Origin of the sequence: Mucilaginibacter sp. 21P, from assembly GCF_019331605.1 — a bacterium.
In the GTDB taxonomy this organism is placed as follows: domain Bacteria; phylum Bacteroidota; class Bacteroidia; order Sphingobacteriales; family Sphingobacteriaceae; genus Mucilaginibacter; species Mucilaginibacter achroorhodeus.
Window position 1 is genome coordinate 227,112 of record NZ_CP063061.1, and the last position, 23,695, is coordinate 250,806.

A 23,695-nucleotide genomic window follows, 5' to 3' on the forward strand; every position below is an offset into this window, starting at 1 on the left:
CGTTGTAAAAATTAAGCCAATGATTCAGTTCCTGTGTTTCTAACTTTTACCTGGTAACCAATACCCGGCTGTACGTTAAGCTCTTCAAGTACGTAGTAAGTTCTTTCACTTTGTAGTGCTTTGTACACTTCAGAGTTTTTATCGTTACGGTTACCAAAGATGATCGCGTTAGCAGAGCAGGTTTGCTGACAAGCCATTTTAACTTCGCCATCTTGCAGAGGGCGTTTTTCCATTTTAGCTTTCAGTTTACCGGCTTGTATACGTTGCACACACATTGAACATTTTTCCATTACACCACGGAAACGGGTAGTAACATCAGGGTTCAATACTAGTTGAGTGTGTTCGTTGTTCAGGTAGTTATCAAAGCGAGAGTCGTTCCAGTAGTTGAACCAGTTAAAGCGACGTACTTTGTATGGGCAGTTGTTAGCGCAGTAACGTGTACCCACACAACGGTTGTAAGCCATCTGGTTTAAACCTTCTGATGAGTGTACAGTTGCTAATACCGGGCACACCGTTTCGCAAGGTGCATGGTCACAGTGCTGGCAAAGCATTGGCTGGTGAACAACAGTTACGTTACTGAAATCTTCCAGTTTTGCAATTTCTTTTTCTTTGGTAACCATACCGGTACGCTCGTCTGCCTTAGCAGTACCGTTCTCAGCGAAGCTGTAGTAACGGTCAATACGTATCCAGTGCATTTCGCGGCGGCGGCCAACTTCTTCTTTACCCACAACAGGTACGTTGTTCTCAGCGCTACAAGCTACCACACATGCACCACAACCGGTACAAGCGTTAAGGTCAATAGCCATTACCCAGTCATAAACAGGGCGTGCATGGATCCGGTCGTTATTGGTATTTTCCCAAAGGTCGTATTTCTTATGTTCGCCTTCTTCCTCGCCTTTACCAGCCTCAGGGTTTTTCTTGTATTCAGCAAAAGTAGTTTCGCGAATTACAGTACGTCCCTCGTAAGAGTGGTGTGTTTGTGTTTGCGAAAGCGGGAAGGTATCGCCTGTTGGCTCTATAGTAGCTTGTGCGGTAGTTTGGAAGGTACCGTTTAAGAAGCTATAGAAAGGGAAAGCGTTTTTACCTACGTTATCACCTACTTTACCTGCAGCTGTACGGCCATAACCAACAGCGATAGATATCGTATCAGGTGCCTGGCCAGGTTGAGATAATACAGGCAACTCAACGGTATAACCGTTAGCAGTTACTTTAACTACGGCAAACTCATCCAAACCTAATTTTTTAACGTCTGATGGAGCCATGGCCACAAAGTTGTCCCAGGTAACTTTAGATACCGGATCAGGCAACTCTTGCAACCAAGGGTTGTTTGAGCGTTTACCATCGCGCATTGCGTTGTTCTGGTAAACTTGTAGCTCAACTTTTTTACCTGCTAAACTTACGCCTTCACCTAATTTAGCGCTTTGGCTAAGTATAGTTTGCGCAACAGCGTTAAGATCAAGGTTGAAGTTGTAAGTACCTGCCGCTTTTGGTGCCGCTTTAACAAAACCAGTTTGCAACAAGGTTTCCCATCCAGGCTGGCCGGATAGTCCACCGATAGCTAATAAAGTAGTGTTCCAGTTGTTACGTACAAAGGTGTAGTAATCTTTAGCGGCATTGTCGCTCCATACCAAAAGGCTGGTTTCTGCCTGGCGGGTATTATATACCGGATTAATGGCCGGCTGAACTACTGTGTAGTAACCTTCAATAGCACTATCATCACCCCATGATTCCAGGTAATGGTGGTTAGGAGCAACTACGTTACAAAGCGTAGCGGTTTCGTCGGCATGGTCAGAGAAAGATACTTTTAAACGTACTTTCTTCAATGCATCCTTAACGGCAGCTGTAGAATGGTAATCATAAGCAGGATTAGCATCTAAGAAGATGGCTGCACCTACATCACCGCGTTTTGCAGCAGCAATAAATTCAACAATAGCGCTATCGTTACCGGCGTACTGGCGAGATGGGTTATCCAGATCGATAGTAGTACCGTAGCTACCCAGTAATGAGTTGATAGCGTTCACCAATACCTGTGTAGCAACATCGTTTGAACCGCAAACAACCAGGGCACGGCCTTTAGCAGCAGCCAGTTCTTTTGCTACAAGCGCGATAGCTTTATCGGCATTGGCAGTTGTTAACTTTTTAGAGCCCGGTAAAGTAGTACCGCTGATAGCGTTGTACAGGTTTACCAAAGCAGGGCCTTCTTCTGAAGGTTTGATAGCCACACGCACGTCGGCGTTGGTACCGGTCATGCTCATACCGCTCTCGAATTGGATGTGACGCGACATCTTTTTCTCTTCAAGCGATTTTGCATTTCTGTTTGATACGTACTGGCGGGTAAATTCTTCGCCTGAGATCCAAGTACCAAGGAAATCAGCACCGAAGCTTACAATAACGTCAGCCTTATCAAAATTGTAGTGTGGTAATACGGCTTTACCAAAGCTGTTTTGGTTTGCTTTGATGATACCGGTATAAGATACTGCATCGTAAACAACGTGTTTTGCAGTAGGATATTTAGTAATGAATTCAGCGATTACAGCCTGTGTAGACGGGCTTGATTTTGTTGCCGATACAATGCTGATGGTTTTGCCTGCTGCTGCAATGGCTGCAAGTTCGCTTTTTACAAAGGCATCAACTTGTGCCCAACCACTGGTAGAACCATTTAACATAGGGTCCTGAATGCGGTTAGTGTCATACAGGTCAAGTACTGATGCTTGTGCCTGTGCACTTAAACCACCTTTACCAAGCAGGTCGTTAGGGTTACCTTCTACTTTAATAGGGCGGCCTTCGCGGGTTTTAACCAAAATGGCATTACCTTCAAACGTAGAGGTGTAATAGTTAGCCACACCTGGTGTAACCTCTTCAGGTTTGATCAGGTAAGGGATGGATTTGTGTACAGGTACTTTCTGGCACGCTGCTAAAGTAACGGCACCCACACCAAAACCTAAAGCTTTTAAGAAATCGCGGCGAGGTGTTTTTGCTGATAAGCCACCACCGCTAAGCACTTCCTCGATAGGAATCGGCTCAGCAAATTCGTGTTTATTTTTCTCAACAAATTCTGGGGTTCTGTTTAGTTCTTCTAAACCTTTCCAGTATTTTTTATTGCTATCCATTTAAGTTATATAAACTGTAATGTACGTTCTTGATAAATATTAATAGTGACACTTAGCACACTCGATACCGCCCAATACTGCTGCAGTAACTTTCTCGCCTTTCTTGATCTTGTCATGAGCAGCAAGTATGCTATCGTAGTAAGCATTGCCTTTACCGTTAACCTCTGTACGTCTGTGGCACTGGATACACCATTTCATGGTTAGTGGAGAATATTGATAAACCTCTTTCATCTCCTGAACCTGACCGTGACAAGTTTGGCATTTGATACCGCCAACCTTAACGTGCTGTGAGTGGTTAAAGTAAGCCAGATCCGGCAGGTTGTGGATACGAACCCATTGGATAGGTTTAGCTTTAGTGCTATCGTATTTAGCTGTGTTTGGATCGTAACCCAATGCGTCATAGATCTTGTGGATCTCTGGCGATTCGGTTTTAACCGATTTGTGACAGTTCATACAAATGTTCAATGAAGGGATCGAAGCATTTTTACCTTTAAATGCAGCTACGTGACAATACTGACACTCAATTTTCATTACACCTGCGTGCAACTCGTGCGAGTATTTAATCGGCTGTACCGGCTGATAACCTTGGTGAACGTTAGTATTCCAAAGTGTTACCCACTGCCAGCTACCTAAAGCAATAGTACCGCAAACCACTATAAAGAATACCAGTTTTTTGTTTTTAATCAGCTTTTTGAAAATTGCTGCACGGTCTGCTTTTACCTTTTCTTCTTCGGCATCTTCATCAACTAAAGCAACACCACCTTTATTAAGCAACAAGCGCTCAAGTGTGCCGATAACTTTATTTAAAACAAGGATAACGATGAATGCAATGGCAATCACACCAAGTAAACCCCAAACGATAACAGAGCTTGGGCCTTTATCTTCTGTTGTTTCGCCACCGGCTGGCTTCTTAGCAGTATCAGCCTGCATAGTTTTCCACGTAGTACGCACATAAGTCAGTACGTTACCTACATCAGCATCGCTAAGGTCTTCAAACGAGGTCATCGGAACCTGGTTAAATTCGTTGAAGATCTTAACAGCTTTAGGATTTTTAGCTGCAACAAGTGCCTGGCTGTTCTGTATCCATTTGGTTAAGTAAGCGTCGTCAGTTTCTTGCGTAAGCTGCGGACCTAAGGCCGGGCCGGTCATACGCACGTCTATTTTGTGACATGCCGTACACTTGGCTTTAAATATAGCTTCACCTTTTGCAGCATCTGCCTGCGCATGGGCATTAAAACCCGCGGCAACCAAACCGGCAACCAGTAAAACCGACCTTGTAAACTGTTTAAGAATCAATGAGATATTTCTCATAAAGTGTATTTATGCTAAATAATTTTTATTTTAAGTGTTAAACCGTAGTTGTGATGTATGTTTTAGCCACTTTTTCAGGCACAAAAGTATAACTTTATACACTATCGCTGACAATTTAATGACAGCAATATATAATTTATAATCGTTCTAAATTGAACTTAAAACCCCTTAAAATTTGCTAAAAAAGGTTTTTTGCTATGTAGTTGATTTATAATCAAAAAATTTAATGTCAGCACCCATTTTATTTAATGGGGAATTATTTTATTATCTGTAAAGGGATAGTTTGACGAATACAAATAGCAACTCCTGCCAATTTGTTTTAAACAACAGGGGATGAAAATCTGATACTTTAAAACTTATTCAACAACAAAGCCCTCAAAAATTTAAGGGCTTTGTTGCATTTATATCATTTTTAAATTATTGCCCCAGTATCCAGGCAAAGATCAGCGGCGCGACAATAGTAGCATCACTTTCTACAATAAATTTAGGCGTATCTATATCCAGTTTACCCCAGGTTATCTTCTCGTTAGGAACAGCGCCTGAGTATGAGCCGTAAGAGGTGGTTGAATCAGATATCTGGCAGAAATAGCTCCAGAATGGGATGTTTTCCATCTCCATATCCTGGTAAAGCATTGGCACCACGCAAATAGGAAAATCGCCGGCTATCCCACCACCTATCTGGAAGAAACCTATGCCCTTACCTTCTGAGTTTTTTACGTACCAGTCAGCCAGCCATGCCATGTATTCGATACCGCTTTTCATGGTGGTTGCTTTTATCTCGTTCTTAATAACGTACGACGCAAAAATGTTACCCATAGTCGAGTCTTCCCATCCCGGCACAACTATTGGCAGGTTACGCTCTGCAGCAGCCAGCATCCATGAGTTTTTAGGATCTATTTCATAATACTGCTCCAGTTCGCCGCTTAGCAATATCTTATACATGTACTCATGCGGGAAGTAACGCTCGCCGGCGTCATCCGCATCTTTCCATATTTTATGGATATGCTTTTGCAAACGGCGGAAAGCTTCTTCTTCTGGTATACAGGTATCGGTTACGCGGTTGTAGTGGTTCTCTAACAGGTCCCACTCATCCTGCGGACTAAGATCACGGTAGTTTGGCACACGCTTGTAGTGCGAGTGTGCTACAAGGTTCATGATATCTTCTTCAAGGTTGGCACCTGTACAAGAGATAATATCAATCTTTCCCTGGCGTATCATTTCGGCAAGCGAAATGCCTAACTCAGCGGTGCTCATGGCGCCGGCAAGTGTAACCATCATTTTTCCGCCTTCGGTAAGGTGGGTTTCGTAACCTTTGGCTGCATCCACCAAAGCTGCTGCGTTAAAATGCAGGTAGTTTTTCTCGATAAACTGAGAAATCGGGCCTTTTGCTATACTCATTTTATTCCTCTAAATTATTTTGCAAAAGTAGCTATTTTGGCCACACATGAATTTTAAATTTAAAATCAGCCCAAACAATGCCTTAACATTTACCTTTACGGCATTATACTTCATGAAAAAACAGCTCACAACTATAATTTTCGCTCTGCTTTTTGCCCCTGCTTTTGCGCAAACCCACTTGCTGCCAAAGTTTATCCGGCGTATGTATTTTGAAAAGGATACTACCAAACGGCCAAGCTTTGTATTACTGCCGGTGTTAAGCTCGGCCCCGGAGACCGGCTTGGAAGTAGGCGGCTCGGGCCTGTATTCTTTTTATACTGATACAACAAGCACTTACACGCGCATTTCGAACATATTTGCCTACGCAACCATTACCACCAAGGGCCAAAGCCGGTTAAACCTGAGCAGCAGTTATTGGACACCCGGCAATCGCTATCATTTTACAGGCGCTATTAATTATATCAATTTTCCGTTTGATTTTTATGGCATCGGTAACAACACACAAAAGGCCGATGCCGACCGCCTTGGGCAGAAACGTTTGCGAATAACTTTCACAGCCGAGAAAAAGCTGACCAATCACATTTATGCAGGGCTTGTTGGTGGCGGCTATTATTATCGCTTTACTGATAAAGATGCTGGCGGCATCTATAGTACAGATCCAACAATTGAGGGCAAAGGCGGAGGCAACATCCTCTACGTTGGGCCAACGCTGATATTTGATAACAGGAATAACAACACCTACACTACAAAGGGAACTTTGTTCACCAGCTATTTCAATTACATGAACGGCATTGGCGCAAACAGCGGCTACCATGGCGGTTTGCTGAATTTGGAGTTAGCTCAATTTTTCAGTTTGGGTAAAAAGTTGGTATTAGGATTTAATGTGCAAAGCCAAAACTTAACAGGCAGATCTTCTCCGTTTTACCTTTTGCCCTCTATGGGCAGTGATGAAATGATGCGTGGTTATTACAACGGCCGTTTCCGCGACCGCAACTATCTGGCCGGACAAACCGAATTACGTTACCGCTTTACCGAACGTTTCGGTATCGTCGGCTTCGCGGGTACCGGCGAGGTTTTTCATCAGGACTTCGATATCAATCAACTTAAACCCAACTACGGTGGCGGCCTCCGCTATTTCTTTGATGTACAAAAAGGCTTAAGCGTACGCGTTGACTATGGCGTTGGCGAGAAACGCCCCGGCGAAAGCAGACAGAGCGGCTTGTATGTTGGTTTAGGAGAAGCATTTTAGGAATCAATATAAATCATGTCATTGCGATCCGCCGGCTGGCGGAGAAGCAATCTCCTCACTGAAATAAACGCGATGAGATTGCCACGTCTCCCGATATGCATCGGGATCCTCGCAATGACATGATTTGTAAAAAGAGAGCGCCATGATTTACACCACGACGCTCTCTTTTTACTCGCAGAAGAAGCAGTCTTGTCTCTTGACTCTGACCTCTTGATTCTTCTAAGTTATCTCCAGCTCTTATAATGATTGATCAAGCCATTGGTTGATGAATCGTGGCTGCTTACCTCGGCATCGTCTTTTAACTCGGGAAGGATCTTGCCGGCTAACTGTTTACCAAGCTCAACGCCCCATTGGTCAAAGCTGTAAATATCCCAGATAATACCTTGTGTAAATATCTTGTGCTCATACATGGCGATCAATGATCCCAAGGTACGCGGTGTAATTTTCTTAACTAGAATAGAGTTGGTTGGGCGGTTACCTTCAAACACTTTGAATGGCGCTATCTTGGCTATCTCCTCTTCGTTCTTGCCTGCTTTCTTCAATTCATCTATCACCACTTCTTCCGATTTACCGTTCATTAACGCTTCGGTTTGTGCGAAGAAGTTAGATAGCAGCATTTGGTGGTGTTCGCCAAGCGGGTTATGTGATTGTGCCGGCGCGATGAAATCACAAGGGATCAGCTTAGTGCCCTGGTGTATCAACTGGTAAAATGCATGCTGGCCATTTGTACCGGGTTCACCCCAGATGACAGGGCCTGTTTGATAATCTACATGGTTGCCGTTGCGGTTTACATGTTTACCGTTGCTTTCCATATCCCCTTGCTGGAAATACGCTGCAAAGCGGTGCAGGTATTGATCGTAGGGAAGGATAGCTTGTGTTTCGGCCTCGAAGAAGTTATTATGCCAGATGCCTATCAAGCCCAGTATGACCGGCAGGTTTTGTTCTATCGGTGCGGTTTTAAAGTGCTCGTCCATGGCGTGTGCGCCGGCAAGCAGTTCTTCAAAGTTCTCAAAGCCGATACTTAAAACAATTGATAAGCCGATGGCGCTCCATAGTGAATAACGACCACCAACCCAATCCCAAAACTCGAACATATTGGCTGTATCGATACCAAATTCAGATACGCCTTTGCTATTGGTTGATAGCGCTGCAAAGTGCTTCGCTACATCCTCCTGTTTACCACCAGCTTTAATAAACCAGTCGCGGGCACTATGTGCGTTGGCCATGGTCTCTTGCGTAGTAAATGTTTTAGAAGCTATCAGGAACAACGTTGTTTCCGGGTTTAGCGGTTTCAGCGTTTCTACAATATGTGTTGCATCAACGTTTGATACAAAATGCAAATTGAGATGGTTCTTGTAAGGCTTTAAGGCTTCGGTGACCATCACCGGGCCAAGATCTGAGCCACCGATGCCGATGTTTACCACATCAGTAATGGCTTTACCTGTATAACCCTTCCAGGTGCCGGAGATGATCTTTTCGCTAAAGTCTTTCATCTGCTGCAAAACCCGGTTCACATCGGGCATTACGTCTTTGCCGTCAACCAAAATTGGTTTGTTGCTGCGGTTACGCAGGGCTATGTGTAAAACAGGCCTACCTTCAGTAACATTTATTTTTTCGCCACTAAACATGGCTTCAATTGCCTCATTTAGGCCACACTCTTTTGCCAACTGTATCAAAAGAGCTATAGTTTCATCGTCAACCCGGTTCTTGGAGTAATCAAGCAGGATGTCTTCAAATTGAAGTGAGAATTTTTCAAACCTTTCCGGGTCAGTATCAAAAAGTTCTTTCAGGCTTTTGGCCACAATGTCAATATAGTGGTCTGTAAGGTACTTGTAAGCCTTGGTAGATGTAAGATCAATGTTAGGCAGCATAATTGAAATGAGTTTAAACAAATGTAACAAGATAAACCAAGGCCGCTAATCAAAGTTTTAAGTTAGCCCTAAAGCTTACATAATTGTGGCAGTCTTAGTGTGATGTTAACACACTATGTGTTTGTCATTTTTATAAAATATTCCGCACCTGCTTGTCTCAAACCCTTGTGTATGGCAGCATTTTTGACCTATTTTTAATGAGATTAAGAAATTGTAATGATTTTATAAATCTCCGATTAACACACAAAGCCATGTTTGAAAAACTCTTTATGCTTGTAAAAAATAACGCCGGTACGGCTGTTATTAATAATCCTGAAATTCAGGAAAAAGACCGGGATGCTGTGATGAACGATGCCTCAAGCTCAATCATTGAAGTTTTGAAAAACCAATTGGATAGCGGTAAGCTAAAAGACCTGGTGAAATATTTTCAATATCCCGGTATTTATGAGAACCCGCTTATTGATAGCGCAGTTAACCGCTTTACCAATAAGCTTAATCATTTTTATAACCTTACTGCTGACAAGGCTGCAGAAATTGCACATAGCCTTATACCACCGGTAATGCAGGAAATGATAAAACAATCTAAACTGGAAGAGAATAATAACGACTTTAGCTTAAGTGCCATGGTTACCAAACTTAGTGGCAACATGAACATTGCGCCGCTGTTACAACAATTGCGCATGGCATAACCAAATTAAGTTAAAGAGTTTTTAAGAGGGCTTAAGTTGCTAATTGCGATTTAAGCCTTTTTATTTTTACCCCTATCATTTTCTTATATTTGCCTCTATGACTAAAGAAAACATCCAGGATTTAAGGGACAGAGTAACGTCCCTGAGGAGGCATCTTTGACATCGATACCAAACTCGATGCGATGCAGAAAGAACAGGATATAACCATAGGCCCAAACTTTTGGGACCATCCTAAAGAAGCTGAAAAAGTGCTTGCTTCTATCAAAACCAAAAAGGTTTGGACCGATGCTTTTCAGAAGGTATCATCAATTGTTGAAGACACTAACGTACTGTTTGAGTTTTACCAGGCCGGCGATGCCAGCGAGGCGGAAATGAAAGAGCAGTTTGATAACGCCGTTACCGCCGTTGAAGAGCTGGAATTCAAAAACATGCTCAGTGCCGAAGAAGACCAGTTGAATGCAGTACTACAGATAACAGCGGGTGCCGGTGGTACCGAAAGCTGCGACTGGGCCAGCATGCTGATGCGTATGTACATTATGTGGGGCGAAAAGAATGGCTACAAAGTTACCGAACAGGACTACCAGGAAGGTGACGTAGCCGGTGTTAAAACCGTTACCCTGCAGTTTGAGGGTGATTTTGCTTACGGATATTTAAAAGGTGAGAACGGTGTACACCGCCTGGTGCGCGTTTCTCCTTTTGATGCCAACGCCAAGCGCCATACTTCGTTTGCATCAGTATATGTATACCCGTTAGTTGATGATACTATTGAAATAGAGATAAACCCGGCCGATATAGAGTTTGAAACCTTCCGTTCTGGTGGTGCCGGTGGACAAAACGTGAACAAGGTTGAAACTGCTGTTCGTCTTTACCACAAACCATCGGGTATCATTATCAAAAACCAGGAATCGCGCTCGCAATTGCAGAATAAGGATAACGCAATGCGTTTATTAAAATCTCAATTGTATGAGATAGAGATGCGTAAACGTCAGGAAACCACAAACGCAATAGAGGGTAACAAAAAGAAAATCGAGTGGGGCAGCCAGATCCGTAACTATGTGTTACATCCATACAAATTAGTGAAAGACCTGCGCACCGACCACGAAACATCAAACGCACAGGCTGTATTGGATGGCGAACTTGATGAATTTCTGAAAGCTTATTTAATGGAATTCGGCGGAAGTAAATAAGCTTACCCCACCCTTTCCGCGAAGTGAAGAGAGGGTCGACAAACGTAGCGCTGTCGGCGTAAGTAAACTCTAAAGTGATATTTTTAAAACGATACTGCAAACCGTAGTATCGTTTTTTGTTAGCAGATGTGTACCTTGCTTTTGCCAATTATTTAGTAATGAAAAACTTTTTGACTGCTTTGCTTTTTACAGCATCCACGCTAACTGCATTTGCACAGCAACAAACTCCGCTGCCATTATATCCTAACGGCGTTCCTAATTCAAAGCCAACACCGGCAACTTACAAAGAAACCATCGACCAGAGGTCGTGGATAGCAAAAGTGAGCATACCAACCCTTACCCCTTACCTGCCGGCAAAAGGCACGGCCAATGGTACTGCTGTTGTGATATGCCCCGGTGGCGGTTACGCAGGCCTGGCTTCAGCGCACGAGGGATCAGCCGTTGCGCAAGAGTTTAACAAAATAGGTGTAACGGCATTCGTACTCAAATACCGACTGCCCAGCGACAGCATCATGACCGATAAAAGCATCGGACCATTGCAGGATGCCCAGCGCGCTATTCAAATAGTTAGACAAGGTGCTGCCAAATGGGGCTTAAACCCGAACAGGATCGGCATTATGGGTTTTTCGGCCGGCGGGCACCTGGCCTCAACTGAAGGGACCCATTTTGACAAAGTAGTTATTAACAATAAAGATAATATCAGCGTTCGACCGGATTTTATGATGCTGATATACCCGGTTATCACTTTCGGTTCTAAAGCGCACGTAGGCTCGCGCGAAAATCTGATTGGAAAAGATGCAAGCCAGGATCAAATAGACCTGTACTCTAACGAGAAGCAAGTTACACCCAACACGCCACCAACGTTTATCGTTTTCGCGGAGGATGATGATGTGGTGCCTGTGGAAAATGGCTTAATGATGTATCAGTCGCTCCTCCAAAACAAAGTACCGGCAGAAATGCACCTGTTCCCAAAAGGCGGTCATGGTTTTGGCCTAAATAACCCCAGAAGCAAGGCCAAATGGTTTAGTTGGGCGGTAGTTTGGATGGATGATAATGGTTGGTTAAGTAAATAGCTTAGTCCTGACAGGTGTTCACGTTCACGCCATGAACACTTGTGAACACCGTGAACGCTCGTGAACGTAAATCGATGTGACCCGCCGCGAAGAAAAGCGTGCGTTCGTCCGGCAAAAATAAAGTTAACAAACATATTTCTCCTCTTGAGAGGGGGCAGGGTGTGTTTATGAAAAGAAAAATTATCCCGTATCATCCATCTCTCAAAGCAATAGCAAAAAAGTTACGCAACGATGCAACACCTGGCGAAATAAAGCTATGGCAAGAATTACGTAGCAATAAAATCGGGTTCGATTTTCACCGCCAGAAACCGCTGTTAAATTACATCGTTGATTTTTATTGCGCGGAACTGAGCTTAGTAATTGAGTTGGACGGAAGGTATCACTCAATAGAAGAGCAAGTAAAATTAGATACGCTTAGGGATCAAGAGCTCGCTAAATATGGATTGATTATCTTCGATTTACAGAAACGGAGGTGAGGGAAGATGTGTTTAATGTTTTGCGAACTATTGCTAATCATATAGAAGAACACACCCCTAACCCCTCTCAAGAGGGGACTAAAGAATCAATTAAAAATAACCATGCCAATTAAAACATACTTGCCCTCTCGAGAGGGGTCAGGGGTGTGTTTGTATGCCATGCTAATTACAGTTACACACCCCAGGAAAGGTAATGCTTAATTGAGGTGACTGCATCCCCTCTCAAGAGGGGGACTGATGTCTCGGTTTTTAACAGTAAATTTTGACAATCAAAGTTTTGCTTCCCCTCTCGAGAGGGGTCAGCGGTGTGTCTACAAGCCATGCTAATTAAAATTACACACCCCATGAAAGGTATTGCTAAATTTCATTTTCCGCACCCCCTCTCAAGAGGGGAATTTAGTCGGCTTTGAAATGTTATCCTTTATTATTCAATCATACTTCCTCTCTTGAGAGGGGTCAGGGGTGTGTCTATGCACCATAACGGTCGCACAGACGTGGTTACTTATTAACACTCCGGCAAGCTTATCGGGATATTAATCGCCAGACCACCGTCGGCGGTTTCTTTATATTTGGAGTTCATGTCTTGTGCGGTTTGCCACATGGTTTTCACAACAGCATCCAGACTCACTTTGGCTTTATCCGGATTGCTTTGCAGGGCAAGCTGACTGGCGGTAATGGCTTTAATAGCGCCCATTGTATTGCGTTCGATACAAGGCACCTGTACCAATCCACCTATAGGGTCGCAGGTCATGCCGAGGTGATGCTCCATGGCAATTTCGGCTGCCATTAATACCTGGCGCTGGCTGCCGCCAAGACACTCGGTCAGCGCTGCCGCAGCCATAGCCGATGATACGCCGATCTCTGCCTGGCACCCCCCCATTGCTGCCGAAATGGTTGCGCCCTTTTTAAAGATGCTGCCTATTTCTGATGCAACGAACAAAAACTGAATGATCTTTTCCTCGCTAAAGCCATCGCAAAACGAGATAAAGTATTGCAGCACTGCAGGGATAACACCCGCGGCACCGTTGGTGGGTGCCGTTACCACCCTGCCAAATGAGGCATTCTCCTCGTTAACAGCCAAGGCAAAACAGCTTACCCAATCCAGTATGTTTTGGAAACCATGGCCGGTTTGGCGCATGGCATCAACCCAGCTATTATAATCGTTATAAGCTATACCTTTTACAAGGCGCTTGTTTAATTTAGATGCACGGCGGGCAACGTTTAAACCGCCGGGCAGGTAACCCGCAGTATGGCATCCGCGATACATACATTCCTGCATCACGCGGAAAATATCCAGTACACCTTTGCGGGTCTCCTGTTCGCTGCGCCAGGCAAGCTCATTTTCCATAACCACCTCAGAAATTTTGAGGCCGGTTTTGCGGCACCAGTGTAACAGGTCGCCGGCAGTGTCTATAGGGAAAGGCAGGTCAACCTCTGTTCTGTGGGTGCTTTGTTCACCTTCTTTAACTACAAAGCCACCGCCAATGGAGTAGTAAGTACCAGAAATTGCAGTCTCATCTTTTAAGAATGCCTGGAAAGTAACACCATTTGGGTGAAAGGGCAGGCTCTCGGCAAAAAGATACAGCAGATCATTAGCAACGGAAAAATCTATATAGCGTAAACCACCTAAATGCAGCTTATGAGAGTTGGTGATCTCGGCAATTTTAGTATCTATTTTATCAACCTCAAAAGTAACCGGGTCGTCCCCGCTTAGGCCAAGTAAAATAGCTATATCTGTGCCGTGGCCTTTTCCTGTTTTGGCAAGCGATCCGTATAGTAGTATTTGTAGCTGCACTACGTCGTCTAACGCTTCCCGATCTTTAAGCAAATTAACAAACTGCTGTGCCGCCCGCCAGGGGCCAAGCGTATGCGAACTTGATGGCCCGATGCCAATCTTAAACATATCGAATACGGAGATCTGCTCGCGTTGCTGCATGAGCCAAAATTAGTGAATTAAAAACAGATTATTTTTCTGTAAAAGGACCGTGTTTACTAATTATTTGATAATTTGAGGCACACTTAAAACTCAAAATCACAAATGGAAAATTACGACGCGTATCAATCCGGGTACGTCATTGGTGCATTCTTAGGAATGTTGGCTATCCCTGCTTTAATTGTTTGGCTCATTAGTGTTATTGGCATGTGGAAGGTTTATGAAAAAGCCGGCAAACCAGGCTGGGCTTCCATCATTCCCATATACAATATAATTGTTATGCTCGAGATCATTGGCAAGCCAATGTGGTGGCTATTGATGCTGCTGATCCCTTGCGTAAACATTGTGTTTGCCGTATGGATGATAAACCTGCTCAGCAAAAGCTTTGGGCAGTCTGAAGGCTTCACTATAGGACTAATATTTTTACCTATGATTTTCTATCCGATCCTCGGCTTTGGCAATTACCGTTACGTAGGTCCTGCTGGTTTAGGCATGGCTGGTTTCAGGCCATATGATCCTGGGATAGATTACCGCGATCCGTTTAATCCGCCACCACCAACACCACCTTCGCAAGTTTAAGATGGCTTTGCAAAATATACCCTGCAGTTTGTTGTTCATCAACTGGCTGCAGGGTCATTTACTCCCCTGCCCATTCAAATATCTAACCGGCATTGATTGCCCCGGATGCGGTTTTCAGCGTGCTGTTGTAGCACTCATCAAGGGTAATTTACATGAAAGCTTCTCATTATACCCTCCTGCTATACCAATATTGCTTACCGCCTTGTGGTGGCTTGCAGATAGTATATATAAACTGGACAAACCATCGGCAGTTATCAAAAAAACACTATTCATGATCACGGGCAGCATTATACTGGTAAGCTATGTTATCAAGATAGCCGGTTTGTAAGAATTATTAAGACATTACTGATCTGTAATCTGTATCAGACGCTGCTATCAAATGAGTGTAATCGCGCAGCAAAGTTTGCAGAAACTGCATATCATTCATTCCCTGCGGCGGCTGCACGCCAAGATGCTCTTTAAGTTTGCTGGCCATGTTGTAAACAATAACGCTGTTCTTAGTTTTAACGTAGGCTGATATCACCTCATTTATCAGTTCAACATCACGGTCTGTTAGTTGCGATGCTTCTTTAAAAACAGGCTCATAAGATAGATCAGAAGGCTTAAAGGCAATCTTGCTGGCATCCGTACGCGGAACAGTGCGAACCAAAATAGTATTGGCCGTCATATCACCAAGACGTTGCCCTTTCTCGCTTACCGCAGCTGCTATCAGCGCAATAACACCGCCGCCAATACCAAAATCAACTATCCGCATTAACCAGCGCAGCAGGTACTGCCCCAGTCTTGGTCGGGCACCATCGGCACTTATCACACGTATCTTCATCACCTTTTTACCGATGGACTGGCCGTTCATGCTCAACTCACATATAAGATCATAAAACACAAATAAAGCGCCGTAGATGATGAGCAAAACGCCATTTGAAAGATCTGATAAGCCAGATGCAATACCGGTTATCATTACAAAAAAGAAAACGAATCCAAAAATGGCGAGGTCGATAATGCGGGCAACTATCCGCTCGCCGAGGCCGGCAAGCTCGTAGTCAATATCAATATTCTGGGCTGTGGTAACGGTTACGGTATTCATAAAATTATCTTCTCAAATTGCATAAATTAAGTTGAATTATAAAACTTTTGTGATTAATTTACCGTCCTGTAAAAACCCTGACCATCACCCAATGCGCGAACCCTTATTTGTAAAACAAAATGCCGATAAATGGGCGCGCTTTGAAGAATCGACCCAAAAAACGCCCGACGAACTTGCCGATAGTTTTATCCAGATAACGGATGACCTGGCATATTCAAAAACCTTTTATCCCAAATCAAAAACAACCGCCTATCTGAACGGGCTGGCGTCAAAATTCCATCAGTCTATTTACAAGAACAAGCGCGAGAACAGCAACCGCTTTGTTACCTTTTGGCGGCTGGAGTTACCCTTGCTTTTCAAAAAGCATCAGCGGCAGTTATTGTATGCCTTTATATTTTTTATAACGTTTTGCCTGATGGGCGCTCTTTCTGCAAAATATGACACCAATTTTGTAAGGCTGATCATGGGGGATGGCTATGTGGATATGACCAATGAGAACATTGCCAAAGGCGACCCGTTTGGTGTTTACAAGCAGGGCTCAGAAGCGATGATGTTTGCAAGCATCGCCATTAACAACATCTACGTATCGCTGGTTACATTTGCAAGCGGTATACTTTGCTCTGTTGGTACCATCTATTTCCTTTTCCGCAACGGGCTTATGCTGGGTTCGTTCCAATACTTCTTTTTTAGTAAGGGCCTGGGCATGCAATCTGTATTAGTAATATGGATACACGGTACGCTGGAGATAGCTGCGATAGTTATTGCAGGCGCAGCAGGGATGGTAATGGGCAACAGCTTTTTATTCCCTAAAACCTTCGGAAGATTGGAGTCGCTTAAAAAAGGTGCATCCGAGGGGATGAAAATAGCGATAGGCCTGGTGCCTATATTTATTGTGGCCGCATTTTTTGAAGGCTTTGTAACCCGCCATACCGAAATGCCCGTATGGCTTAGTTCGGGCATCCTTGCAGCATCCCTTTTATTTTTAATTTGGTACGTGGTACTTTACCCTAATAAGATCTATAAACAAACTAAACATGCAACCGAAAATTGAATTAGCCAAAACCCGAGATTTTGGTGAGATCATTAACGATACCTTCACCTTTATCAAACAGAACTTTAAAGACCTTGTGAAAAACCTGTACCTGTTTTGTGGTGTGGTGTATTTTGCAGGTGCAGCGCTGATTGCTATGCAGCAATACCAAATGGTTAATGCAGCATCAAGCTTTGGACAGGAGGGGCCGGCAACCTATAATAGTTTTGATAAACTCAACTTATTTGGTGTAAAGTATTTTGCAGGCATGGGGTTGATGATAATTGGTAGTGCATTAAGCGTGTTAAGCATCATCGGCTACATGGCGCTCTACAAGCAAAAAGGCAACATCAAACCAACAAGTGCGGAGGTATGGGGTTACATGAAATACTATTTTGGCAGAACCATCCTGGCAACCTTAGTAATAACGGTATTATTGATCATCGGTTTTGCGCTTTGCATTATTCCGGGTATATACCTTTTCCCAATATTTGGTATTATCTTTCCTATCATGATCATGGAAAACGGAAGTTTCGGATATTCCTTCAATCGCAGTTTTCAGCTGATACGGAATAATTGGTGGCTAACTGCGGGCGCAATTTTGGTATCATGGATAATTATGTATTTCATAGTAATGGCCATATCATTGCCTGCGGCTTTCCTGGGCATATCGGCAACACTATTAAGGCCCACAACCGCCTTAAATAACTTCGGCATTATTACACCCATCGTAACAGTTGCCTTACAGATGATAAGTTTAGTTTGCTACATAGTGCCAATGGTTACGCTTGGCCTGTGCTATTACAACTTATCAGAAAGTAAAGAGGGCACCAGCTTATTAGAGCGTATCAATAACCTGGGAACTAACAGTAACAACGATAACTTGCCGGCAGAAGAATACTAATGCGTTACCTGCTCCTTATCTTTCTCTTACTAACCGCTTCAATAGCTAATGCTAAGCCCGATACTATTGCGGCCAAAAAGGTACCGGCTGTAATAAGGTTGGATACTGCATCTGTTACGTTGCGACATATAGATACAGCAGCTATCAATAACTACAAAAAACAAAAGGAGTTTATTTACAAAGATGATTATAGCGGCCCATCTTTATGGACAAGATTTTGGCGATGGTTCTGGAGTTTGTTTGATTGGGGTAAAACCAAAACCGGCTATTCCAATTTTTGGAAATGGGCAGGGGTGCTAATAAAATACATAATAATTATAGGCGGCATTGCCGCATTGATACTGGTAATACTTAAATCTGCCGGTATCGATATCAATATCTTCCGCAAAGGGGCACGTAAAGCAGGTATAGCTTATACCGAACTTGACGAGAATATACACGAGATAGATTTTGAAAAAGATATTGAGACAGCTGCTTCTGCAGGTAACTACAAACTTGCTGTGCGGCTGCTATACTTAAGGGCTCTTAAGCAATTAAGCGATAATAATTTAATAGACTGGCAGCCTAATAAAACTAACCAGGCCTATGTACAGGAGTTGAACAATAACCCTGCGCAAGGCCCTTTCAAAAACATCACCTGGCAGTTTGAATATGTTTGGTACGGCGATTTCGCCGTGACCGGAAGCGGTTATGGCCACATCAGCAAACTGTTTGCTGATTTTAAAGGAGGCCGACCATGAAAGACCTTAAATTCTACAGCATCGGCATATTGGTGCTGCTAACTGTTTACCTGGTGGCAGAATATAATAAACCGGCCCCTATTAACTGGCAGGTTGATCTGCGTTACAACAGCAAAACACCGTTTGGTAACTTTATTCTTTTTGACAGGCTCAAGGATATTTTTCCGGATGCAACAATCAAGCGTACCAACCAATCGCCGTATGATGTGTTTACTGATTCTTCTTTACAAAGCGGCAACTACATCATTATTGCCAAAACTGCCAGTTTCAACAAAACAGACACCAAAGCGCTATTAAAGTACATCAGTGCGGGCAATACGGTATTTATATCGGCTTTAAATTGGGATGGCTCACTTACTGATTCGCTTAAGGTAAACACCGGCTATGAGTTTGATAAAAAAAATCCAGCAGTAAATTTCACCAATCCAAAGATCAAACAAGCTGCAGGCCTTAAAACAGATAAGTTTACAGCCACGCAGTACTTTTCGGGGTTTGACACCACAAAGGCCGTGGTACTTACGCAAAACAATTATAAACACGCTACCTATCTTAAATACAATTTTGGCAAGGGCAGCTTGTTGTTAATGGCCAACCCACAGTTGCTTACCAATTACTGCATGGTTAAACCCGGTGGTGCAGCATTTGCAGACAGGGTTTTATCCTACATTCCTACTTCTGACCATATATATTGGGACCAATATCAGAACAGCGACATTTTGGAAGACGAATCGCCTATTCGAGTATTTTTCAGACACCCGGGCCTGCAATGGGCCTATTACATCAGCCTGGCGGCTACCCTGCTGTTTGTTTTGTACAACATCAAACGCAGGCAACGCCCCATACCTGTTGTTGATCCTTTAAAAAATGCCACTTTAGGCTTTGTCACTGTGGTAGGCAACCTTTATTACGAGCAGCGCGATAATACCGACATAGCCGTTAAAAAGATCACCTATTTTTTAGAACATCTGCGCAATACTTACAACTTAAAAACAGGCACGTTTGATAATGATTTTCTGAATGTTTTTATAAAAAAAACCGGTGTCGAAGAAAAGCTGGGCCATGATCTTATCAATCATATGCGCTTTGTGTTGCACCAGACAAAAGTATCAGATGCCGAACTTATTGAAATAAACAGATTAATGGAGAAATTTTACAGCCAAACCGCACCATCATATGGAAAATGAAAACTTTGAACAACGGACAGACCTTAGCAAATTAAATGCAGCCGTTGAAAATATAAAAGCTTCGCTTGCGCAGATCATTGTAGGGCAGCAGCACGTTATAGAACTGATCATTGCCGGTATACTGGCAGATGGCCACATCCTGATAGAAGGGGTGCCCGGTGTTGCCAAAACCCTTACTGCAAAGCTGGCTGCAAAGTCGATCGATGCCCAATATTCGCGCATACAGTTTACGCCCGATCTGATGCCTTCTGACGTTTTGGGAACCTCTGTATTCAATACCAAAACAGGAGAGTTTGAGTATAAGCGCGGGCCAATTTTTGGTAACATCATTTTAATTGACGAGATAAACCGTGCGCCTGCAAAAACACAATCGGCCTTGTTTGAGGTGATGGAAGAGCGGCAGATCACTATGGATGGAGAGCTTTACAAAATGGATGAACCTTTTATTGTTTTAGCCACCCAAAACCCGGTTGAGCAGGAAGGCACTTATCGCCTGCCTGAGGCACAACTGGATCGTTTTCTGTTTAAGATCGATATCAGCTATCCTTCCCTTGAGGAGGAGATCTCAATCATCAGCCGCCAGCATCAGCAAAAAACTGCCGACCAGCTCGAGCACATCAACGCGGTATTACAAGGCGCAGATATTGTTGCATTAAGGCAAACAGTCCGCGGGTTGCATGTAGAGGAAAAGATAATTGCCTTTACAGCGCGCATTATTCACGAAACACGTAATAATAAATCACTATATCTTGGCGGTTCCCCACGGGCATCATTAGCGGTAGTTAATGCAGCAAAAGCCGTTGCAGCCATTGCCGGCCGCGATTTTGTTACTCCTGATGATATTGTTAAGGTTGCAACTCCGGTACTACGCCATCGCGTTATGCTAACACCAGATAAAGAGATGGAAGGCCTTACCGCCGACGATGTTATTGCACAGATCATTCAAAAAATAGAAATACCACGTTAAGCGGGTGAAAAAAGTTTTTAATCTGTTTTATACCAACCTGTTCTTAACCGGGCGACTATTCGCCGGTTTGGGAATCTGTGCGTTGCTATATTTATTGTCCTTCTTTTTCCCCTGGTTGGGGTTAGTACCCGAAGTAGCTTTTCTGCTGCTGATATTGCTGATAATTACAGATCTTATCATGCTTTATCGCTCATCCAAATCGATTTTGGCCAAACGCCTTTCGCCTGAGAGATTGAGCAATAGCGACGAGAACGAGATAACTATACATATCGAAAGCCGTTATCCTATTAAGGTATCGGCCGGTATCATTGATGAGATACCCGTACAATTTCAGAAACGCGATGTTTGGTTCAAAACAGCTTTGCAGCCCGGCGAAAGGAAACTTATCCGGTATAATCTTAGACCTGTTAAACGCGGCGAATATGAATTTGGCACCTTAAGGGTGTTTGTGCAATCTGCATTGGGTTTGGTAAGCCGCCGTTTTAATTTTGACCAACCCGAAGTACTGCCGGTGTACCCATCATTTTTGCAGATGCGCAAGTATGAATTGATGGCGATATCAAACAGGCTCAATGAGATCGGTATCAAAAAGATCCGCCGCCTTGGGCAGAGCATGGAGTTTGAGCAGATAAAGCCTTATGTAGCGGGTGATGATGTAAGATCTGTAAACTGGAAAGCTACAGCCCGCCACGGCAGCTTGATGACCAACTTTTATACTGATGAGAAATCACAACAGGTTTACTGCGTGATAGATAAATCGCGCGCCATGAAAATGCCTTTTGATGGTTTAAGCCTGCTCGATTATGCCATAAATACCAGCCTGGTATTGTCGAACATTGCGTTGCTAAAAGAGGATAAAGCCGGGTTGATCACACTATCTGAAAAGGTCGGCTCTGTTATTCCTGCTGATAGGCGCCATGCACAGATCAACAGAATTTTAGAGGTGCTTTATAAAGAGAAGACACGTTATCTTGAGGCAAATATGGAAGCGCTTTATGCAACTGTCCGCAATGTGATAAAGCAACGCAGCCTCATCGTTTTCTTTACCAATTTTGAAAGCATGAGTGCCCTGCAGCGGCAACTGCCCTTTCTTAAACGCATTGCCCGTTACCACTTATTGCTGGTAGTGTTTTTTGAGAACACCGAGCTCAAACAACTTACCGAAGAGCCTGCCAAAGATATTGAAGGCATATATGTAAAAACCATCGCCGAAAAGTTTGCTTACGATAAAAAACTTATCGTGCGAGAACTGGCCCGTCATGGCATACAGTCTATTTTAACCGCTCCGCAAAATCTAACCGTCAATACCGTTAACCGCTACCTGGAGTTGAAGGCAAGGCAGAGGATTTAAACGCCCGAAAGGCATCTGCGGAGATTTCTCTGCGTATACACTCGTTAAACAGCGCCGTAATTCTAAAACAAAAAAGGCGAAAAGTTCATCACCTTTCGCCTCTTAGTTTTCTTTAAGCTTAACTATGCGTATGCTTTTCTCAATTTAATGATCTTAGCCCAGTGCATCAGTTTCATTACCGGGTACACAGGATCTATCTCATACCATTTAGCACCAAAGTTTGCACTGTTTGGGCGTTTATGGTGATTATTTTGAAATAACTCGCCTAACATCAAAAAATCAAACGGTGTGGTGTTTTTTGATTTATCGTTGTTATCAAAATTTGAGTAACCGTACTTGTGCCCGCACCAATTAACAATTGCGCCGTGCAATGGGCCCATTAAAAAATGGATAGGTAGCAAAAGGAACATCCACCAGGCTGTTGCAAACTCCACATAAAAGGCAACATAAAGTAAACCAAAAACAATGCGTGATACCATTGAAGAGGCAATTACGTCAAGGAATTTCCACTCGGGATAATTACCTCTAAAACGCTCCTCTGGCTCTTTTAAACGGCGCTCGTGCATTTTGTAAGTTTGCGCAGTATACCACATCATCTGGAAAACATCCTTAAAAAAGTGTGGTGAGTGCGGGTCTTTCTCGGTGTCGCTGTAGGCATGATGCTCCCGGTGCATAATGGCATAGGCACGCGGGTTTAAGTATGACGACCCTTGGAAAACGTAGGTCATTACGTAAAATATGCGTTCAAAAACCTTGTGAGTGGTAAACATTTTATGAGATGCATACCTGTGCAGAAAAAAGGTTTGAAAGAACAGGGACAAGAACCAGTGGGCAAGGAAAAATATTAAGATGATCACGATGGATTAAATTATCAGGGTTATTAATTAAGACCGCAAAGGTACAACATAATGCCCTAAGTACTTCTAAAAAAGCCAAAAAACAAAGAGCTGCCCGTTTTACAGGCAGCTCTTTATGATTACAAATTATTTGTCTTAATTATGAATGCATATCACGTAGCGCTTTGATGCTATCGTGGCCTTCATTGATATCTTGTTGCTGGCGGGTTAACAATTCTGAGAATTGTGGTGATAAGCCATTATCTTCTGATAATGCATCCTGATATGCTTTTTTAATAGCATCTTCACCGCGCTCGCACTCATCTAAGATCGCTTTACGATCATGGCCGCTAAAGGTAGCTTTAACATCTATCCATGCACGGTGTAATGTACCGCTTACAGAATTACCTGTTTCTAATTCGCCGCCTAACTGGCCCACTGCCGCACTTAGCTCTTGTACGTTTTTACGGCTATCGCTTGCAAATTTATCAAATACCGCTTTCAGATCTAAATCGCCTTCACCTAAGTCTTTTGATGCGCGGGTAAAACCATCAATACGGTCGTTATTAATTTCTATTAAATCGTTTAATACTTCTACTGATTTTTCTGTTGTAGTTTCCATAATGGTAGTTTTTATGATGTTTATGATATCATTGCAACCACTATGCCACGATTAATTTCAAATTAAAAAAATTACAAAAAAGATTATACACAATCGTTTAA

21 protein-coding genes are annotated in these 23,695 nt (G+C 43.3%); 13 read left to right on the plus strand and 8 right to left on the minus strand.

The window, feature by feature from the left end; translation table 11 throughout:
• Positions 1-11: 11 nt before the first annotated feature.
• The 3 genes from INP83_RS00855 to INP83_RS00865 all read right to left on the minus strand — a co-directional run bounded on the left by INP83_RS00855 (position 12) and on the right by INP83_RS00865 (position 5,819).
• Complete coding sequence (locus INP83_RS00855; RefSeq protein WP_219125943.1) at positions 12-3,110, minus strand: TAT-variant-translocated molybdopterin oxidoreductase; 3,099 nt, start codon at positions 3,108-3,110, stop codon at positions 12-14.
• Positions 3,111-3,149: 39 nt separating this feature from the next.
• Complete coding sequence (locus tag INP83_RS00860; protein WP_219125944.1) at positions 3,150-4,421, minus strand: cytochrome c3 family protein; 1,272 nt, start codon at positions 4,419-4,421, stop codon at positions 3,150-3,152.
• A gap of 417 nt (positions 4,422-4,838) precedes the next feature.
• A complete protein-coding gene (locus INP83_RS00865; RefSeq protein ID WP_219125945.1) occupies positions 4,839-5,819 on the minus strand; it encodes a deoxyhypusine synthase family protein in 981 nt (326 codons plus the stop codon).
• 112 nt (positions 5,820-5,931) lie between these two features.
• Between INP83_RS00865 and INP83_RS00870 the strand changes: the two genes are divergently transcribed.
• The gene (locus tag INP83_RS00870) at positions 5,932-7,068 is read left to right on the plus strand and encodes an outer membrane protein assembly factor (RefSeq protein WP_219125946.1); all 1,137 of its coding nucleotides are present in this window, start codon (positions 5,932-5,934) and stop codon (positions 7,066-7,068) included.
• A 224-nt stretch (positions 7,069-7,292) separates the two neighbouring features.
• Here INP83_RS00870 and pgi read toward each other — a convergent pair whose 3' ends face one another.
• Positions 7,293-8,939 (minus strand): glucose-6-phosphate isomerase, encoded by a 1,647-nt coding sequence (pgi, locus tag INP83_RS00875; RefSeq protein WP_219125947.1) that lies wholly within the window; start codon positions 8,937-8,939, stop codon positions 7,293-7,295.
• 251 nt (positions 8,940-9,190) lie between these two features.
• Between pgi and INP83_RS00880 the strand changes: the two genes are divergently transcribed.
• From INP83_RS00880 to INP83_RS00895, 4 genes are all read left to right on the plus strand, one after another.
• Positions 9,191-9,628 (plus strand): hypothetical protein, encoded by a 438-nt coding sequence (locus INP83_RS00880; RefSeq protein ID WP_219125948.1) that lies wholly within the window; start codon positions 9,191-9,193, stop codon positions 9,626-9,628.
• A 97-nt stretch (positions 9,629-9,725) separates the two neighbouring features.
• Positions 9,726-10,815 (plus strand): peptide chain release factor 2 gene (gene prfB, locus INP83_RS00885; RefSeq protein WP_219125949.1). Its coding sequence is split into 2 segments (ribosomal slippage): positions 9,726-9,785 and positions 9,787-10,815, totalling 1,089 coding nucleotides; the frame shifts between segments, so codons are not numbered across the junction.
• A gap of 158 nt (positions 10,816-10,973) precedes the next feature.
• Complete coding sequence (locus INP83_RS00890; RefSeq protein ID WP_219125950.1) at positions 10,974-11,888, plus strand: alpha/beta hydrolase; 915 nt, start codon at positions 10,974-10,976, stop codon at positions 11,886-11,888.
• 167 nt (positions 11,889-12,055) lie between these two features.
• Positions 12,056-12,364, plus strand: coding sequence for an endonuclease domain-containing protein (locus tag INP83_RS00895; protein ID WP_219125951.1), 309 nt, complete (start codon positions 12,056-12,058; stop codon positions 12,362-12,364).
• A 505-nt stretch (positions 12,365-12,869) separates the two neighbouring features.
• On the opposite strand, the gene INP83_RS00900 is transcribed toward INP83_RS00895, so the two are convergent.
• Positions 12,870-14,300 carry an L-serine ammonia-lyase gene (locus INP83_RS00900; protein ID WP_219125952.1) on the minus strand — a complete coding sequence of 477 codons (1,431 nt, stop codon included), beginning with the start codon at positions 14,298-14,300 and terminating at the stop codon, positions 12,870-12,872.
• A 102-nt stretch (positions 14,301-14,402) separates the two neighbouring features.
• Between INP83_RS00900 and INP83_RS00905 the strand changes: the two genes are divergently transcribed.
• Positions 14,403-14,876 carry a DUF5684 domain-containing protein gene (locus INP83_RS00905; RefSeq protein ID WP_219125953.1) on the plus strand — a complete coding sequence of 158 codons (474 nt, stop codon included), beginning with the start codon at positions 14,403-14,405 and terminating at the stop codon, positions 14,874-14,876.
• Between the two features lies 1 nt (position 14,877).
• Positions 14,878-15,204 (plus strand): DUF2752 domain-containing protein, encoded by a 327-nt coding sequence (locus INP83_RS00910; RefSeq protein WP_219125954.1) that lies wholly within the window; start codon positions 14,878-14,880, stop codon positions 15,202-15,204.
• A 6-nt stretch (positions 15,205-15,210) separates the two neighbouring features.
• Here INP83_RS00910 and INP83_RS00915 read toward each other — a convergent pair whose 3' ends face one another.
• Complete coding sequence (locus INP83_RS00915; RefSeq protein ID WP_146272298.1) at positions 15,211-15,960, minus strand: RDD family protein; 750 nt, start codon at positions 15,958-15,960, stop codon at positions 15,211-15,213.
• A gap of 91 nt (positions 15,961-16,051) precedes the next feature.
• On the opposite strand from INP83_RS00915, the gene INP83_RS00920 reads away from it, so the two are divergent.
• Genes INP83_RS00920 through INP83_RS00945 form a run of 6 tightly spaced genes read left to right on the plus strand, consistent with a single transcriptional unit; the run spans position 16,052 to position 22,136 of the window.
• Complete coding sequence (locus INP83_RS00920; protein WP_146272297.1) at positions 16,052-17,011, plus strand: stage II sporulation protein M; 960 nt, start codon at positions 16,052-16,054, stop codon at positions 17,009-17,011.
• Complete coding sequence (locus INP83_RS00925) at positions 16,995-17,894, plus strand: hypothetical protein (RefSeq protein ID WP_219125955.1); 900 nt, start codon at positions 16,995-16,997, stop codon at positions 17,892-17,894. Before INP83_RS00920 ends, INP83_RS00925 begins: the two co-directional genes overlap by 17 nt.
• Positions 17,894-18,634 carry a DUF4129 domain-containing protein gene (locus INP83_RS00930; RefSeq protein ID WP_219125956.1) on the plus strand — a complete coding sequence of 247 codons (741 nt, stop codon included), beginning with the start codon at positions 17,894-17,896 and terminating at the stop codon, positions 18,632-18,634. The genes INP83_RS00925 and INP83_RS00930 overlap by 1 nt, the downstream gene beginning before the upstream one ends.
• The gene (locus INP83_RS00935; protein WP_219125957.1) at positions 18,631-19,818 is read left to right on the plus strand and encodes a DUF4350 domain-containing protein; all 1,188 of its coding nucleotides are present in this window, start codon (positions 18,631-18,633) and stop codon (positions 19,816-19,818) included. Before INP83_RS00930 ends, INP83_RS00935 begins: the two co-directional genes overlap by 4 nt.
• Positions 19,808-20,785, plus strand: coding sequence for a MoxR family ATPase (locus INP83_RS00940; protein ID WP_219125958.1), 978 nt, complete (start codon positions 19,808-19,810; stop codon positions 20,783-20,785). The genes INP83_RS00935 and INP83_RS00940 overlap by 11 nt, the downstream gene beginning before the upstream one ends.
• 4 nt (positions 20,786-20,789) lie before the next feature.
• Entirely contained in the window at positions 20,790-22,136 is a 1,347-nt protein-coding gene (locus INP83_RS00945; RefSeq protein ID WP_219125959.1) for a DUF58 domain-containing protein, read from the plus strand.
• Positions 22,137-22,258: 122 nt separating this feature from the next.
• On the opposite strand, the gene INP83_RS00950 is transcribed toward INP83_RS00945, so the two are convergent.
• On the minus strand, positions 22,259-22,993 hold the full coding sequence (locus tag INP83_RS00950) for an acyl-CoA desaturase (protein WP_146272291.1): 735 nt from the start codon (positions 22,991-22,993) through the stop codon (positions 22,259-22,261).
• Between the two features lie 139 nt (positions 22,994-23,132).
• Positions 23,133-23,594, minus strand: a complete 462-nt coding sequence (locus tag INP83_RS00955; protein ID WP_146272290.1) for a PA2169 family four-helix-bundle protein — start codon at positions 23,592-23,594, stop codon at positions 23,133-23,135.
• Positions 23,595-23,695 lie beyond the last annotated feature (101 nt).

Coding starts and splice junctions, on each gene's coding strand:
- INP83_RS00855 (WP_219125943.1), bottom strand. CDS start 3,110: ATGGATAGCAATAAAAAATACTGGAAAGGTTTAGAAGAACTAAACAGA.
- INP83_RS00860 (WP_219125944.1), bottom strand. CDS start 4,421: ATGAGAAATATCTCATTGATTCTTAAACAGTTTACAAGGTCGGTTTTA.
- INP83_RS00865 (WP_219125945.1), bottom strand. CDS start 5,819: ATGAGTATAGCAAAAGGCCCGATTTCTCAGTTTATCGAGAAAAACTAC.
- INP83_RS00870 (WP_219125946.1), top strand. CDS start 5,932: ATGAAAAAACAGCTCACAACTATAATTTTCGCTCTGCTTTTTGCCCCT.
- pgi (WP_219125947.1), bottom strand. CDS start 8,939: ATGCTGCCTAACATTGATCTTACATCTACCAAGGCTTACAAGTACCTT.
- INP83_RS00880 (WP_219125948.1), top strand. CDS start 9,191: ATGTTTGAAAAACTCTTTATGCTTGTAAAAAATAACGCCGGTACGGCT.
- INP83_RS00890 (WP_219125950.1), top strand. CDS start 10,974: ATGAAAAACTTTTTGACTGCTTTGCTTTTTACAGCATCCACGCTAACT.
- INP83_RS00895 (WP_219125951.1), top strand. CDS start 12,056: ATGAAAAGAAAAATTATCCCGTATCATCCATCTCTCAAAGCAATAGCA.
- INP83_RS00900 (WP_219125952.1), bottom strand. CDS start 14,300: ATGCAGCAACGCGAGCAGATCTCCGTATTCGATATGTTTAAGATTGGC.
- INP83_RS00905 (WP_219125953.1), top strand. CDS start 14,403: ATGGAAAATTACGACGCGTATCAATCCGGGTACGTCATTGGTGCATTC.
- INP83_RS00910 (WP_219125954.1), top strand. CDS start 14,878: ATGGCTTTGCAAAATATACCCTGCAGTTTGTTGTTCATCAACTGGCTG.
- INP83_RS00915 (WP_146272298.1), bottom strand. CDS start 15,960: ATGAATACCGTAACCGTTACCACAGCCCAGAATATTGATATTGACTAC.
- INP83_RS00920 (WP_146272297.1), top strand. CDS start 16,052: ATGCGCGAACCCTTATTTGTAAAACAAAATGCCGATAAATGGGCGCGC.
- INP83_RS00925 (WP_219125955.1), top strand. CDS start 16,995: ATGCAACCGAAAATTGAATTAGCCAAAACCCGAGATTTTGGTGAGATC.
- INP83_RS00930 (WP_219125956.1), top strand. CDS start 17,894: ATGCGTTACCTGCTCCTTATCTTTCTCTTACTAACCGCTTCAATAGCT.
- INP83_RS00935 (WP_219125957.1), top strand. CDS start 18,631: ATGAAAGACCTTAAATTCTACAGCATCGGCATATTGGTGCTGCTAACT.
- INP83_RS00940 (WP_219125958.1), top strand. CDS start 19,808: ATGGAAAATGAAAACTTTGAACAACGGACAGACCTTAGCAAATTAAAT.
- INP83_RS00955 (WP_146272290.1), bottom strand. CDS start 23,594: ATGGAAACTACAACAGAAAAATCAGTAGAAGTATTAAACGATTTAATA.